Raw genomic sequence first — 14296 nt, 5'->3', positions numbered from 1 at the left:
TTGATTGTAATATTTTAGACTTCTATAACAACAAATCCGAAGCAACCAACACGCTTTTGTTGTCAAAATGTTATTTTACCCTAACATCTTTAGATTATCAGTCTTTTTCTATTTTTTAGCGTTATAATCCCCGCTTTTGCCTCCACTTTTATGCTCCAACATCACACCGCTAATTGTCATGCTCTTATCAATGGCTTTCACCATGTCATAAATGGTTAAAAGCCCTATGCTCACACTCATTAGCGCTTCCATTTCTACGCCCGTTTTAGCTTGAGTTTTGACTCTCGCATAGAGTTTAAAACTGCAAGTCTCTTTTTCTTCTAAAATATCAATATCCACCCCATTGAGCATGATTGAATGGCACATGGGAATAAGCTCGCTTGTCTTTTTAGCCGCCATGATCCCAGCAATAATAGCAGTTTGTAACACCGGACCTTTTTTAACGCCATGATTGATAATAGCGTCATAAGCCTCTTTATTCATGCTGATACGACCGCTTGCTAGAGCGATTCTTTCAGTGGTTTCTTTATCCCCTATATCCACCATCTTAGGCTGATTTTCTTCATTCAAATGAGTGAGCGGCATTTTTTACCTTATTGTTTGGGGCGAAACGCTTGAATGTTTTTTTCATTCACTTGCATATAATTCCCTAAAATCAAATCCACGCAATAAGGAATCGCTGGAAAAACCGCTTCTAAACACTCTCTAATGCTTTTTGGCTTACCAGGAAGATTGATAATCAAACTCTTATTCCTGATGCCAGCGCTCTGGCGCGACAGGATCGCTGTAGGCACGTATTTTAAGCTAGTCATTCGCATAAGCTCTCCAAAACCAGGAAGCATTTTTTGGCACACTTTTTCTGTGGCTTCTGGGGTTATGTCTCTTAAAGCAGGGCCTGTGCCTCCTGTAGTAACAACTAGATCGCATTGGTATTCATCGCACATTTTAATCAGCGATTTTTCAATCAAATCCCTTTCATCAGCGACAATTTCATAATGAAATTCTAAAGGATTGAGCAGATATTCGCTCATCACTTCTTGTATCGCTTTCCCGCTTAAATCTTCATAAATCCCTTTTGACGCTCTATCGCTCGCGCTCAAAACGCCTATATGAATCGTTTGCATTTGAACTCCTTTTTAAGCTAAAAGCCCACTCCCTTTTAAAGGGTGGCTTCTTTCTTTAGCGTAAATGCGTTTATTATCAATCAAATCGTATTTCCAAATAGGAGCGTTACGCTTAAAATCTTCAATAAAATTTTCGTATAGTTCTAAGGCATTTTTTCTATTCTTTCCCATTAAAACGCATAAAAATGAGCTTTGTCCTATCAAAACATCGCCCAGGCTGTGCACCATTTTTAACACCACGCCCAAATCTTTGGCTTTATGGTGCCATTTTTCAAACCAAGTCTTTAATAGCGCCTCATAAATATCAAAACTCAAGCCTTGAATGTTACCCTCTCCTCTCACAATCCCCACAAACACACAAAACGCTCCAAAGTTTTTCGCGCAAGCTTCTTCTTGATAGGCTTTTAAAAGCTTGTCAGTATCTAATGCCCCTTGAATGATTTTTAACACCTAGCCCCCACAAACCGGTGGCAATAAACTTACCACATCGCCATCTTTTAAAGGCGTGTTTAAATTGTCTATCAAATGATCATTAAGGGCTATCGCGCAAACGCCCAACCACTCTTTTAAGCCCTCTTTTTCTTGTAAAATCGCTCTTAATTCCTTTAAATCACTCGCTTTGATGAAAAAATTTTCTTCTTTTATGGGTCCAAAAAATCGCACTTCTACCATCATTTACCCTTATATTCAATCTTTTAAAGCATGATTTTAAATATTTTTAAAACCTCTTTGAAAAGCGCTTTTAGTTTTCACAATAAATGCCCCATTTTGAGCTTTTTAACTTCCAAATACCCTTGATTGTGTTCGTTAGCGCACACGATCAAGCTCTCTCTTGTTACTTCAGCGTATTTTTCTAAAGCGGCGATTTTTTTAGGGTTATTCGTGAGTAAGCGCATTTTTTTAATATGGTAATATTCTAAAATCTCACCCGCAACACTATAATCCCTTTCATCGTCTTTAAACCCTATCATTTCATTGGCTTGAATGGTATCATAGCCCTTATCTTGCAAAGCGTAGGCATTGACTTTATTAAACAGTCCTATCCCACGCCCTTCTTGGCGCAAATAAATCACTAGCCCCCCTTCTTTAGAAATCCTTTCTAACGCCATTTGCAACGCCCCTCCGCAATCGCATTTTTGAGAGCCTAGAGCATCACCCGTTAAGCATTCTGAATGCAAACGCACTAAGGGGTTTTGAGAAAAATTAGGGGTGAAAATGACTAAATGATCTTTAGAGCCATTAGAACCCTTTTCTCTAAAACACTGGATATAAAACTCCCCAAATTGAGTGGGTAATTTGGCTTGGTTAGAGACTTCTAATCGTTTCAAGGATACTCCTAAAATTAGTTTTAAAACGCGTCTTTTAAAAAAAGGTATTCTATCAAAACTCTTTATAATTTTCTTAAATTTTAAGCTCTTAAAATTTGTAAGTCAAATTCAAACCATTGGGGCTTAAATTAGAACGGATTTCATGTTTATTATAAATCCCTAAAGCTTCCCCAAGCCCTAAATCCCTAATGATAAAACCGATAGGATCCATAAGAGCGATAACCAAACGCCCTAAAAATAAAGAGCCAAAAAGCTTGCCTTCGTTGCGTTGGATATAGCGCGTGAGCTGGTAAAACCCTTCCCCTAAAATGGAGCCTAATAAAGGCGTGATCACTAAATCCTGCCAGCTAGGCACCTCCACAAACGCTTCCAAACCATATTCCCAAAAAAGCGTGGAAGTGATAAAAGAAAAAAACGCTGATGCCATCCAGCCAAACCCAGCCATGCGCGGTTGTATATAATACATAGCCCCAAAATAAGGGTGCAAAATTTCATTGAAAATAAAACTATCATTGTCCAGTTTTGGCCCCATGCGGACATTTTCAAACCAACTTTTGATCCCAAACTTTTCTCTATCCCAATTCGTTACGCTCTCTGGCATGAGATACAACCCCACAATCCCTATCACCAACGACACGCCTAAAATCCCAACACTCGTGCCTAAATATTTCCAACGGCTATTTGGGGCATAAGGGATCGTGTTGCTCTTTTTAAACTTCTTTTTAAAATAATGCCATGAGAGATTTTTAGAAGGGCGTCTGAGCGTTTCTTCTAATTGAATGCTGTTAGCGTTTAAAAAACTACAGCCCAACCCCCAAATAACCACGCAAACTACCCAAATCTTTTGGAAGGTTTTTAGGAATATTTTCAATAATATTTTTAGGAATGTTTTTAATGAAATCAGCATAAACTCTATTATTACTCTCATCAGGTTGCAAACTTTATTGCTTGACTTAAAAGAGTTTATTATACCTTAAAAACATTACAACACATTCAATGAAACTTAACAAGCCTTTAAAGGCTAATCGTTTCTACAAGCTTAAGCCCAAACCCACTCAAAGCCTTATACTGCCTGTCTTCAGAAGAGCTTAAAAGCCTGAAATCCTTTATCCCCAAATTTTTTAACACTAACGCTCCGATCCCAAAATCTTTAACGATATTATTTTCTTTAGAATGCGTGTTCATAAAGATCAAATAACCCCCTTCGCGTTTTAAATATTCTAAAGCCTTAAAAAACACTTCAAACGCATCAGTCGTTAAAAAATCAAAATCCTCTTTGATAGGGTGGAAACGCACTAAAGGGGCCAAATCATGGTTTTTTGCGCCTTTAAATTTAAAAGCGTAATGTTTTTTTTGCTGGTGGTCTAAAAAAGTGTAGCATTGCGTTTGGTGTTTTAAAAATTCCCTTTCTTCTTGGCAAAACATTTTCAGCAAACTTTCATTTTCCAAACGATAGCTGATCAAATCAGAAACATAGAGGGTTTTAAGATTATGTTTAATGGCGAAATCGCTCAAAAATTTATCCCCTCTCCTCGCCATAGATCCGTCTTCTTTCATGATTTCACAAATCACGCTCACGGGTTTTAATCCAGCTAATTTGCATAAATCCACGCTCGCTTCCGTATGGCCCGTGCGCGCTAACACGCCTCCGTCTTTTGCGATTAAAGGGAAAATATGCCCCGGGCGCACAAAATCGCTCGGTTTTGTGGTGTCTTTACACAATAAGTCAATCGTTAAATGCCTTTCAAAAGCAGAAATCCCGGTTTTGGCTTCTTTAGCGTCAATGGATACCGTGAAAGCGGTTTCATGGTTAGAATCATTCACGCTAACCATAGGGGGTAATTCAAATTTTTTCGCTAGATCTTTGGTTAAAGACACACAGATTAACCCCCTGGCATGCGTGGCCATGAAATTGATTTTTTCAGGGGTGGAAAAAATCCCGGCTAGAACCAAATCCCCCTCATTTTCTCTGTCTTCATCGTCCATGACAATCAGCATTTCGCCATTTTTATACGCTTCTAAAGCTTCAGTAACTCGTTTTAAAACCATTCTAACTCCCTAGTTTCATTCAATAGTATTGAGTGTCATAAAAATAAGAAATATAGCATGTTTAATAACGATTATTACTTTATTGTTAGTGAGGAAAAAGCAATTTCAAAATATTCCATTGTTTGATCGCGCCTTTATGCAAAAAGCGGCCTATCCTAATGCTTAAAGGTAATTTTTTAGGCCTTTGTTTTTCTGTGTTGGAATTTTGAGCGTTCATTCCATCGCAAAAAATCGCAAATTCTTCTAACACATAGTTTTTGACCCCATGCCAATAATGCCTATCCATCACGCAATCTATAGGCATCACCCATTCTTTCGCGCTGTATTTCAATAATTTTTGCGCGGCTTTGGGGGCTAAAACATACCCTTGAGTGCCAATGCCATCTTTAAAATTTAAGATTTGAGAAACCCCCTTAACGGGAGTCTTTTGTTTAGCCACATTTTCTTCTAAATGCATCAAACGGATATAGCCTAACTCGTTAATGTGTTTATCACAAAACTCCAAGCTCTCTTTAAAACGATCTTTTATAATAATATCATCTTCTAAAATACAGATCGCTTCATTGAGTTCTATGCATTTTTGCCACAAGGAATAATGGCTCGCATAGCACCCAAGCTCCCCAAACCCCATCCTCTTCCCGCAATGCTTGAGCGCGTAAAAGAAATTTTTGAACGCGCAAGGGGGGTGTTTTTTATTTTTACAAAAAGCCAATAAATCTTCAACCATAAAAGAAGGGTGCAAATGCTCTAAAATCAAGGGGTGTAATTGAGTGGGAGAGATTTTAGAATAGATCGCATCAAAGATTTCATAAGAGATCCCTTGAAGTTTAAGGCTCTCTAAAAGAGGGGTTATATGAGTTTCTTTTAAAGAAAAATTTTGACAGGTTTTGGGGCTTAAATGAATAATAAAAACACGCATGTTAGCCTTAATTCTTAATGCAAATAAAATCAATATTAAACAGACTTACATTCTAGCGCAAATTTTAGTAAAATACGCATCATGTTAGAAAATATTCCTATCACCATTCAAAAAAGTAAAAAGATTAAAACCTTAAGCTTGAGCGTAACGCCCTCTTTAGAAGTGTTTCTCAAAATGCCCCATTCTTGCTCTCAAGCCAGGGCGAACGCTTTTTTAAAAGAGCAAGAAATTTGGTTAAAAAAAACCCTTTTAAGCATGCGAGAAAAATACTCACTCCTACAAACTAACCTACAAACTTATAAAGACAAAATTCTCATCTTTGATGAGGTGAAAAACGCTAACGATTACACCCTAAAAGATCTTAAAAAAATCCTAAAAACTTACTTGGATCACAAACTCCCCTTAATCGCGCAAAAAATGCAAACTGCATACACTAGTTTTAATATTAGAAACAACGCCAAAGTTTTAGGGAGCTGCTCTTATCATAACCGCTTGAGTTTTGCGTTATTGTTGATTGGCGCTCAAAAAGAAGCCATTGATTATGTCATCATCCATGAGCTCGCCCACACGATCCACAAAAACCATTCTAAAAATTTTTGGCGTTGCGTGGAATCGTTTTGCCCCAATTACCAAACCTTAAGAAATCATTTAAAGCAAAATATTATTTTTTATTCCCAACTGCTCAAACCATTGAAACCCTAAATTTTAAAAATTATAGCTCACATACGCCGTGATGCTTCTAGGAGGCGCGGCTTCTTTACCATTAGGGCTAGTGCCTATCCCGCTAAACCAATATTTCATGTTAAAAATATTATTGACTTGCAAGCTCGCATTCACGCTTTGCTTTTTGCGTTCCCACAAAGTGCTAGAAATTTGCAAATTCCACACCCAATACCACGGCGTCATGCCCGCTGTTTTGGTAGTGATAGCCCCATTTTTAATCGTGGGTGCGTATTGAGTGAAAGGCACGGTGTTTAACACATCGCTATAAGTTCGGCTATAAAAGAAAGAGCTTAACCCAATCGTGGTTTTAGCGTAAGTGTAACTCGCGTCTAAAATAAACTGGTGCGGGCTTACAAAAGGGAGTTTTTTGCCAAAAATATCTTTTTTAGGCCCTTTAGGATTGGCAGGGTTAGTAACCATCGTGTGGCTGGTGATATTAGCGCCTATGAAAGTGTAAGCCGCATGGAAATTAAGCCCTCTAATAGGCGTGTAATACAATTCTAGCTCCACGCCTTGCGATCTTGCATTGACCGGCTCTTTATTATCCCCATAGCGCCCGGTAAAATAGTTATTCGCAAAAATCACAAAATAATTCGCGTTAAAGCTCACTTGATTGTTAAAATAATATCTTGAGCCGCCCTCCATGACATTAAAGATTTGAAAATAATCCGTGCTTGTGCCTACAAAACTACCGATATTGCTGAATTGAGGCGGGATGTAGCTTCTTTGATAATTGAAATAAAACAACCAATCTTTAATGGGTTTATAGCCGATATTCACCGCTGGATTCCATTGGTTATAACGATCTTTAATGGTTTTTCCTGTTTGGCCTTCTTTAAAAGGGGGAGCGTCTTTTTTTTCGTAATTTAAAAAAGTGTATCTCAAGCCTGGCGTGATCGTTAGCATGCCGTTATTGAAATGGATTTCATCGCTGGCATACACGGCGGTATAATTGTTGAAATTATTGAGTGAAGTTCCTGCATCAAACCCACTGCTATTATTAGGCATGCTAGGGTTTTTCCTGGTGGTGAATCGGCGGTATAAATCTTCAGTTAAAAAGCGCATTCCCATATTAAAAGTTTGTTTGACTTTACCGGTATTGACGATAAGATTGAGTTTTGGCTCAAAGGCATTCACCACGAAGCGGCGGATATTGTCATAAAATTGCCAACAAGGGCTATTCGTGTCGCTATAAGAATACAGACCGCAATTAGGGTTTTTCGCGCTAATTTCTCCCTTGCCTTTAAAGGGTAAAATCTTATTTTGACTGCTCATATACACGCTTTGGTATTGGTTGGAAAAACCAAAATCCCTACTCATGTCATGCGTGAAATAAGTGAATTTAAAATCTCCCCCCACTTTCCTATCCAGATCGCCAAAATAATTTTGATACACGATCCCAAAGCGCTTGGCTCGCCCTCCATCTTGATTGTCAGGGCGCTCGTTAATGAAGCGGTTATAGGCATAATCTTGCGCGCTCAAAGTGCCTGGATGGTAAGAATTGTATTGGTAATACTGGTAATAAGCTTTAAAAGTATTGGTCGCATTAATCTTATAGATTGCATCAAGCAAGTAGTTTTGCACCTTTGTAGGGCTGTTTTGCCTGAAACCTTGCCCATTAATCCAATTGCCTTGCATGCTAATTCCTATATGCTTACCAAACATTCCAGCCGTTCGCCCGTAAGTGTTAAACAGCATCTGATTGCCTAAAGTTTGGGCTAAAGGCTTGCCTTTTTCTTTTGGATCGACAAAATTCCCATTAGAGGATCGCCCCCAAAAAGTGATCCTTTCAGCCGCTTGATTTTCCCACTCTTTTGGGATTTCTTTAGTGATGATATTCACCACGCCTCCAAAAGTGTTAGGGCCGTATTGCACGCTCGTGCCACCTTTAATCACATCAATCCTATCCACTGACTGGAAGGTTACAGGAAAAATCGCCAGTTCAATATTGGAATACGGCGCGCCATAAATGGGGATACCATTGACTAAAATCATGCCCGTATTGCTATGCCCGTTACCGCCCCCACCAAAACCGCGCACCGAAATTTTAGGCAGCACGCCTGTGCCTGTAGCGTCTCTGATTTGAATCCCTGGCACATTTTGCAAGGCGTTTTCAATATTCAAATTCCCCGTTTTTTTGAGTTCTTTGTTGGAAATCACCGTGCGAGAGCTTGTGGAATTGCGCACCTCTTCGCTTTGATATGAAAGCGGGGCGCTTGGATTGAATTTTTGCTCAGTGGTTGTAACTTTTTTTAAAAAATGGTGCTTATCTTTTGCACCCACCAAAGAGCTAAAAGAAAAAGTCAAAACACCCAACGCTAAAAAATAAGGGGTTTTTACCCTCAAATAACCATTCATTATGATAACCTTTCTCATTTAATTCAAACCGATGCATACTATAAGAATAATTATTATAATTAACTTAAATTTTGAAGTTTGATTTTATTTATTTACAATTCGTTATCAAAACGATTTGAAAAAGGTTTTTAGTGTTTTTTAACAACTACTAAGCGCTTTTTAAAAACAGAATGTTAGTTTTAGAATGCGTTATTTATCTATTTGACGAAGAAACCATCACGACCGCTATCGCAAAACCAGCGTCATGGCTGATGCTCGCGCTCAAGCTTTGGATGTTGAAATAATCCATTTTTTCTTTGGAAAGGGTGATTAAGGGGGCGTTTTTAGGGCTTTTAGAAATATGCATATCTAAAAAACTCAATTCCTTGCCAATGCCCACTTGAAGGGCTTTAGAGCAAGCCTCTTTGAGCGCAAAAAACCCGGCGATACTGCTAAATTTATCCTTGCATAAAACAATCTCACTTGGGGATAAAAAACGCTCTAAAAACTTCATTTCAAAGCGTTTTACGCACTTTTCTATCCTAGCAATAGAGACAATATCTATGCCAATCATTTAAAATTATTGGATAATGAAATCAGTGAAAAAGACATTTTTAATAAAGCCATCGATCAAAAACGAATTCAAATGGCTCTTAATTTCATCTTTAAGCTTGTTTTTGCCTTTGTTGGTAACCACTTCTTCCACGCTTTTAGACGATAGAATCTCTATAATCGTGTCTTTAATCGCCGTGTCTTTAACCTTGACTTCATTCAAAAGCTTTTCATTACTCAATTCTAACGAGATAGAAGCCTTAAGGTAGCGTCTGCCATTTTGAGAGACCAGATTCACCGCAAAAGGCGCATCAATCGCATACAAAGGCCCAAGCACCAAATATTGCTGGATATTAGAGCCTTCTTTGGCTTCTTGATTCTTGTTCGCCATAGGATTAGCTTGAACTTCTTGGGTGTTTTTAGAAGCGTTTTCTTTAGATTCTTCCTTATTCCCCATAAGCAGCATGATAATCACCCCCACCAATAAAAGCATCACCAGCACGCTTCCAATAATGACAAATAAAAGGGCTTTGCTTTTTTTTGGGGGTTGTTGCGCGGTATTTTCTTGTTCTTCTGCCATGCCTATTCCTATTGAAAATAAGTTAAAGTGGTTTTCCCGAATTTTTTCTGTTTGATTATAGCTAAAGTTACAAGACTTTTAGGCATTTCATGCAGGCTTTCATGCTCAAAAACCACTAAAAGATTTTTTGGATTAAAGCGTTCCAACAACCTTTCTAAAGCTTGAAAACACTTTTCATAAATCCCTAAAAACCCGCTCGTTTCAAAAGGAGGATCCAAATAAAGGATATTCAAAACGCCATTTTTTAAACACAGCGTGGGCAAAAGATTGAAAGCGTCATCTAAAAAGGTTTGAATTTCAATTTCCTTTTTCAGGCGATTTTTAACAAGAGAAATATTTTCTAAAAGCGTGGCATGAGCGTTTTTATTTTGCTCAAAAAACACCGCGCTTTTTGCTCCCCTACTCAAAGCCTCTAACCCCATAGAAGCGCTGCCTGAAAACACTTCTATAAAATGCGCTCCATTAATCTCTGCTTGCAAAGTATTAAAAAACGACTCTCTTACGATCGCTTTGGTGGGGCGCGTGCTAGAAATGTTAGGCAAATTCAACCCTAGCCCCTTGCAATCCCCCCCAATAATCTTAAATTTTTTTACTGGTTGATGATTTGGCATAATTTTTGAGTGTATTCTTCTAATAATTTTTGGATCTCTTGCTCTTTAGAATATTTGATTTCTTCGCAAGGTTTTTCACTCTCTTTTAAGGCGCAATAAAAATTTTTTACATCTTCTTTCACGCTCTGTTTGGTGAAAGGCTTTCTTAAGCGCTCTTCTATAGAGCATAGGGGCTTACTAATCTCTAGCGTTTCATCATCGCTTAAGACAAAGTCGCAAGCTTCCACAGGAGAAAGGCAATCGCTCAAATAAAATTCCAAACTTTTTTGGTGCAACAAAGACTTGCAAGAAAGAAAAATTTTCAAAAAAACCCCTTTTTTACTTTCAATAGATTTAAATTGTTTCAAATTATAGCAATTCTTTCTTTTAAACACCAACCTTAATTAAATAAAGCTAAAAATTGTTTCATTTTGTAAAAAAGTTAAATAGAATGTTAAAAGTAGGGTTCAAGTAACACCTTTTTTTTTTTTGGTATAATGGGCGTAAGGTAAGAGCAAAAGGCGTATTATATTCCTTCCTTCTTTACTATAAACTTAGCATTTTAATAAACTTTTTCATTAAAATGTCCTAATGCTCTTACCTTAAATTGAGAAAGTGGGTTAGCCGCTCTCATTTTTCAAACAAACTAATCTTGAAAGCGTAGTATTTAATAGTAAATACTTAGTGTTTAATATTCTAAAAATTCCAAGATACAAGTCCCCCTTTAAAAACACGCAAGCTCTTATTGCATAGATTGTAAAAATGCTTTTAATCATTTTTTATATTTCACCTCTTTTTCACAAACTCCACCGCCTTGAAACGCTCCCCTAAACCTCCGGAGCTAATTAGGGGTTTGATTTTAGCGGCTTCTTTTAAATACCTTTCATAACTCACGCTTTTTGAAAAGACCTCTAACAATTCCATAAGCCCCATATCAAGCAAAGCGTTAGCTTGCGATTTGAAGAATGAAAATTGCGCATGGTGTTTTTCAAACAAAAAACGCACCAAAGAAAAATTGACATCATAGGTCAAATCGCTTTGCTGATACAAAGAAGCTAAATTGTTTAAAATATCCTTAAAATCCAGCGCTTGGTGGTTTTTAAAAGCCCTTAAATGCATGTCTTTTCTCTCTGTTTCATCGCCATAATCAAAGCTCAAAAACACCCAAGAAGAAGCCTGATTTAATTTCTCTAACAAACCCTTAATAAAAGCCTCTAAAAATAACGGCGCACACCCTTGTTTTAAATCCAAATTTTTAAGAAGTTCTTTAGTGGGTTCATCAATAGCGCTCCAAACGCCCTGATGATCATGGGTGATAAAAAGCATTTGGTTATCTTTAATGATCTCGCAAGCGAATGCGTCAAACAATTCATTAGAGACGACAAACGCGCTTTCATGCCCCTTGAAATCTAGATCTTTCAGATCGCAGATCATCAGATCCAATTGCGTGGCTTGTTTGAAAATGGTTCGTTGGAGTTTTTGCAATTCTATTAAAGGCTCACAGCTGACAAACTCGCATTTTTCCATCACGCCCACGCTCAAAGCGTTTAAAAAACTGGCTATATCGCTCAAAAAATGCCCATGATGAGAGCCAATTTCTACAATTTTTAAAGGCAAAAATAATTTTTCTTCTTCTAAAAGTTTGATGATATAAAACGCCATAGCGCCCCCAAAAAATTTACTCAAAGACACCGAAGTGTAAAAATCCCCTTTTTGACCGATTGTAGCCTTTCTGTAATACCCTTTTTTTCCATAAAGCCACTCTTGCATGTAATTTCCAAACGATCGCACGATTTTCCTTTCATTCAAACTCATCTCAACCAACAATAAGAGAGCGCTATTCTAGTCAAAATTGCCTTATTTTTGCGCTATGATATTTGATGATTTTTTAAGCTAGTTTAGTAGGGAGTTAGTGGTTTGGAAATTTTAAGGCGAGAGTGCGGGGCGGTAGAAGAAAACGCTTATATTGTGAAGCTTTCTAGTGGGGTGGATTTTATTATTGATCCCGGATTTTCTAGCAGCGAATGGGTGTTAGAAAACGCCAAAAACCCTAAGGCGATTTTAATCACGCATGGGCATTATGATCATGTATGGGATAGCGCTCAATTGTCAAAAGCCCTTAAAGACACCCCCATTTACGCCCCAAAAGACGATGTGTTCATGTTAGAAAATGATATTTTTCATTTAGGCATGCCGGTTTTTAGCCCCACTTTTAGCGTGCCTTGCAATAAGGGTTGCACCACTTTAGAGATAGCAAACACCACCATTAAATACTGGCATTTTCCCGGACACACGCCCGGTTGCTCTATCATAGAAATAGAAGGGGTGATTTTTAGTGGGGATTTTATTTTTTATCGCAGCATTGGCCGCTATGATTTCCCTTATTCTAATGAAAAAGACATGAAAGAGTCCTTGATAAGGTTTCAAAATTTAGATTTTTCTAAAGACATAGAGATTTATCCAGGGCATGGGGATAAAACAAGTTTTTTTGCTGAAAGAGAGCATTCTAAAATTTGGGTTTCAAGGATGGCTTAATTGTTAAGCCGGCCAGAAAAAGAGCGTTATTTGCGCCATATCATGCTAGAAGATGTGGGCGAAGAAGGCCAATTGAAGCTTTTAAAATCTAGCGTTTTAGTTATTGGGGCTGGGGGTCTTGGATCAGCGGTTTTGATGTATTTGTGTGCCGCTGGGATAGGAAAAATAGGTATTGTAGATTTTGATGTGCTAGATATGAGTAATTTGCAACGCCAAATCATCCATTCACAGGATTTTTTAAACCGATCTAAAGCCTCTAGCGCGAAAGCGCGCTTAAAACAACTCAATGCTGGTATTGAAATAGAAACTTTTGAAGAACGCTTTAAGGCTCATAACGCTCTTTCTCTCATAGAGCCTTACGATTTTATCATAGACGCTACAGACAATTTCAACGCTAAATTTTTGATCAATGACGCTTGCGTGTTAGCCCAAAAACCCTATTCGCATGCTGGGGTTTTAAAATACAGAGGGCAAAGCATGAGCGTTTTACCCCATAGCGCATGCTTAGCGTGCGTTTTTGATAAGCCCCCTAAAAAGGGGTTAAATCCTCTTTCAGGGCTTTTTGGGGTCTTACCCGGAGTTTTAGGGTGTATCCAAGCGAGCGAATGCCTTAAATATTTTTTAGGGTTTGAAACTTTACTTATAAATACTTTACTTATAGCCGATATTAAAACGATGGATTTTAAAAAAATTCAAGCACCCAAAAACCCTGAATGTAGGGTTTGTGGCACGCATAAAATCACGCATTTACAAGATTATGAAATTTAGATTAAGGGGTAAGTTTTGGATTTATCAACCATATTAGGCTTGGTATTGGCGGTCGCTTCTATTTCGCTAGGCGATATTTTAGAAGATGGCAACCCGTTGCACATTATCCATTTGAGTTCAGTCATCATCATCGTGCCCACTTCGCTTTTTGCCGCCATGACAGGCACGCATGCTCGTTACGTGAAAGCCGCTTACAAAGAGATAAAAATTGTTTTTTTAAACCCTAAAATCAATTTAAACGAAACCATCAAAAATTTAGTGGAATTAGCCACTTTAGCCAGAAAAGATGGGGTGTTGAGTTTAGAGGGGCGAGTGGCGCAAATTGAAGACGATTTCACCCGTAATGGTTTGTCTATGATTATAGATGGCAAGGATTTAAAATCCGTTAAGGAAAGCTTAGAAATCAGCATTGAAGAAATGGAAGAGTATTACCACGGTGCCGCTCATTATTGGGAAACAGCCGGCGAGACCGCTCCTACTATGGGGTTAGTGGGGGCGGTTATGGGGCTTATGCTAGCCTTGCAAAAACTGGATAATCCGGCTGAAATGGCAGCAGGGATCGCTGGGGCTTTTACGGCTACTGTTACAGGGATTATGTGCGCTTATGCGATTTTTGGCCCTTTTGGGCATAAGCTCAAGGCTAAGTCTAAAGACATTATCAAAGAAAAAACCGTTCTTTTAGAGGGGATTTTAGGCATCGCTAATGGGGAAAACCCAAGGGATTTAGAAAACAAACTCTTAAACTACATCGCTCCCGGTGAGCCTAAAAAATCTCAATTTGAGGGCTAAAC

At 38.2% G+C, this 14296-nt stretch carries 18 protein-coding genes; 4 read left to right on the top strand and 14 right to left on the bottom strand.

What is annotated here, in order from left to right; all coding sequences use genetic code 11:
- Positions 1-108: 108 nt before the first annotated feature.
- The 8 genes from moaC to QU01_RS01810 form a co-directional block, all read right to left on the bottom strand.
- Positions 109-585, bottom strand: coding sequence for a cyclic pyranopterin monophosphate synthase MoaC (moaC, locus tag QU01_RS01845; RefSeq protein ID WP_033761745.1), 477 nt, complete (start codon positions 583-585; stop codon positions 109-111).
- Between the two features lie 8 nt (positions 586-593).
- Positions 594-1124: a molybdopterin adenylyltransferase gene (mog, locus tag QU01_RS01840; protein WP_021173737.1), complete on the bottom strand. Its 531-nt coding sequence runs from the start codon at positions 1122-1124 to the stop codon at positions 594-596.
- Between the two features lie 12 nt (positions 1125-1136).
- On the bottom strand, positions 1137-1574 hold the full coding sequence (locus QU01_RS01835; RefSeq protein WP_033761749.1) for a molybdopterin synthase catalytic subunit: 438 nt from the start codon (positions 1572-1574) through the stop codon (positions 1137-1139).
- A complete protein-coding gene (locus QU01_RS01830; RefSeq protein WP_001922515.1) occupies positions 1575-1796 on the bottom strand; it encodes a MoaD/ThiS family protein in 222 nt (73 codons plus the stop codon).
- A 77-nt stretch (positions 1797-1873) separates the two neighbouring features.
- A complete protein-coding gene (ribA, locus tag QU01_RS01825; protein WP_000825060.1) occupies positions 1874-2452 on the bottom strand; it encodes a GTP cyclohydrolase II in 579 nt (192 codons plus the stop codon).
- 88 nt (positions 2453-2540) lie between these two features.
- A complete protein-coding gene (locus tag QU01_RS01820) occupies positions 2541-3278 on the bottom strand; it encodes a DUF3943 domain-containing protein (RefSeq protein ID WP_229260230.1) in 738 nt (245 codons plus the stop codon).
- A 188-nt stretch (positions 3279-3466) separates the two neighbouring features.
- Positions 3467-4501, bottom strand: a complete 1035-nt coding sequence (locus QU01_RS01815) for a bifunctional 3,4-dihydroxy-2-butanone 4-phosphate synthase/GTP cyclohydrolase II (protein WP_033761755.1) — start codon at positions 4499-4501, stop codon at positions 3467-3469.
- Between the two features lie 85 nt (positions 4502-4586).
- Positions 4587-5420 (bottom strand): glycosyltransferase family 25 protein, encoded by an 834-nt coding sequence (locus QU01_RS01810; RefSeq protein ID WP_033761756.1) that lies wholly within the window; start codon positions 5418-5420, stop codon positions 4587-4589.
- Positions 5421-5501: 81 nt separating this feature from the next.
- On the opposite strand from QU01_RS01810, the gene QU01_RS01805 reads away from it, so the two are divergent.
- Positions 5502-6122: a M48 family metallopeptidase gene (locus tag QU01_RS01805; protein WP_033761758.1), complete on the top strand. Its 621-nt coding sequence runs from the start codon at positions 5502-5504 to the stop codon at positions 6120-6122.
- 3 nt (positions 6123-6125) lie between these two features.
- Here the strand turns inward: QU01_RS01805 and QU01_RS01800 are convergent, their stop codons facing one another.
- The 6 genes from QU01_RS01800 to QU01_RS01775 all read right to left on the bottom strand — a co-directional run bounded on the left by QU01_RS01800 (position 6126) and on the right by QU01_RS01775 (position 11993).
- Entirely contained in the window at positions 6126-8501 is a 2376-nt protein-coding gene (locus QU01_RS01800) for a TonB-dependent receptor family protein (RefSeq protein WP_033761761.1), read from the bottom strand.
- Positions 8502-8694: 193 nt separating this feature from the next.
- Positions 8695-9054, bottom strand: coding sequence for a holo-ACP synthase (gene acpS, locus QU01_RS01795; RefSeq protein WP_033761764.1), 360 nt, complete (start codon positions 9052-9054; stop codon positions 8695-8697).
- Positions 9055-9060: 6 nt separating this feature from the next.
- Positions 9061-9612, bottom strand: coding sequence for a flagellar basal body-associated protein FliL (gene fliL / locus QU01_RS01790; protein ID WP_000797017.1), 552 nt, complete (start codon positions 9610-9612; stop codon positions 9061-9063).
- Positions 9613-9620: 8 nt separating this feature from the next.
- Complete coding sequence (gene rsmD, locus QU01_RS01785) at positions 9621-10223, bottom strand: 16S rRNA (guanine(966)-N(2))-methyltransferase RsmD (RefSeq protein WP_033761766.1); 603 nt, start codon at positions 10221-10223, stop codon at positions 9621-9623.
- Positions 10202-10528: a hypothetical protein gene (locus QU01_RS01780; RefSeq protein ID WP_033761896.1), complete on the bottom strand. Its 327-nt coding sequence runs from the start codon at positions 10526-10528 to the stop codon at positions 10202-10204. The genes rsmD and QU01_RS01780 overlap by 22 nt, the downstream gene beginning before the upstream one ends.
- Positions 10529-10988: 460 nt before the next feature.
- On the bottom strand, positions 10989-11993 hold the full coding sequence (locus QU01_RS01775; protein WP_033761899.1) for a class I SAM-dependent methyltransferase: 1005 nt from the start codon (positions 11991-11993) through the stop codon (positions 10989-10991).
- Positions 11994-12119: 126 nt separating this feature from the next.
- Here QU01_RS01775 and QU01_RS01770 point away from each other — a divergent pair, with 126 nt between their 5' ends.
- From QU01_RS01770 to motA, 3 genes are read left to right on the top strand one after another with little or no spacing between them, the layout of a single operon-like run.
- Positions 12120-12737 (top strand): MBL fold metallo-hydrolase, encoded by a 618-nt coding sequence (locus tag QU01_RS01770; RefSeq protein ID WP_033761769.1) that lies wholly within the window; start codon positions 12120-12122, stop codon positions 12735-12737.
- A complete protein-coding gene (locus QU01_RS01765) occupies positions 12738-13505 on the top strand; it encodes a HesA/MoeB/ThiF family protein (RefSeq protein ID WP_033761771.1) in 768 nt (255 codons plus the stop codon).
- Between the two features lie 15 nt (positions 13506-13520).
- Positions 13521-14294 carry a flagellar motor stator protein MotA gene (motA, locus tag QU01_RS01760; protein WP_000366184.1) on the top strand — a complete coding sequence of 258 codons (774 nt, stop codon included), beginning with the start codon at positions 13521-13523 and terminating at the stop codon, positions 14292-14294.
- Positions 14295-14296: the final 2 nt, after the last annotated feature.

It is taken from the genome of Helicobacter pylori SA221C (assembly GCF_000476855.1).
Taxonomy (GTDB): Bacteria; Campylobacterota; Campylobacteria; order Campylobacterales; family Helicobacteraceae; genus Helicobacter; species Helicobacter pylori_DK.
This window is presented reverse-complemented; position numbering and strand designations above follow the sequence as displayed.

Coding starts and splice junctions, on each gene's coding strand:
- QU01_RS01815 (WP_033761755.1), bottom strand. CDS start 4,501: ATGGTTTTAAAACGAGTTACTGAAGCTTTAGAAGCGTATAAAAATGGC.
- acpS (WP_033761764.1), bottom strand. CDS start 9,054: ATGATTGGCATAGATATTGTCTCTATTGCTAGGATAGAAAAGTGCGTA.
- QU01_RS01805 (WP_033761758.1), top strand. CDS start 5,502: ATGTTAGAAAATATTCCTATCACCATTCAAAAAAGTAAAAAGATTAAA.
- moaC (WP_033761745.1), bottom strand. CDS start 585: ATGCCGCTCACTCATTTGAATGAAGAAAATCAGCCTAAGATGGTGGAT.
- QU01_RS01830 (WP_001922515.1), bottom strand. CDS start 1,796: ATGGTAGAAGTGCGATTTTTTGGACCCATAAAAGAAGAAAATTTTTTC.
- rsmD (WP_033761766.1), bottom strand. CDS start 10,223: ATGCCAAATCATCAACCAGTAAAAAAATTTAAGATTATTGGGGGGGAT.
- mog (WP_021173737.1), bottom strand. CDS start 1,124: ATGCAAACGATTCATATAGGCGTTTTGAGCGCGAGCGATAGAGCGTCA.
- QU01_RS01810 (WP_033761756.1), bottom strand. CDS start 5,420: ATGCGTGTTTTTATTATTCATTTAAGCCCCAAAACCTGTCAAAATTTT.
- QU01_RS01800 (WP_033761761.1), bottom strand. CDS start 8,501: ATGAATGGTTATTTGAGGGTAAAAACCCCTTATTTTTTAGCGTTGGGT.
- fliL (WP_000797017.1), bottom strand. CDS start 9,612: ATGGCAGAAGAACAAGAAAATACCGCGCAACAACCCCCAAAAAAAAGC.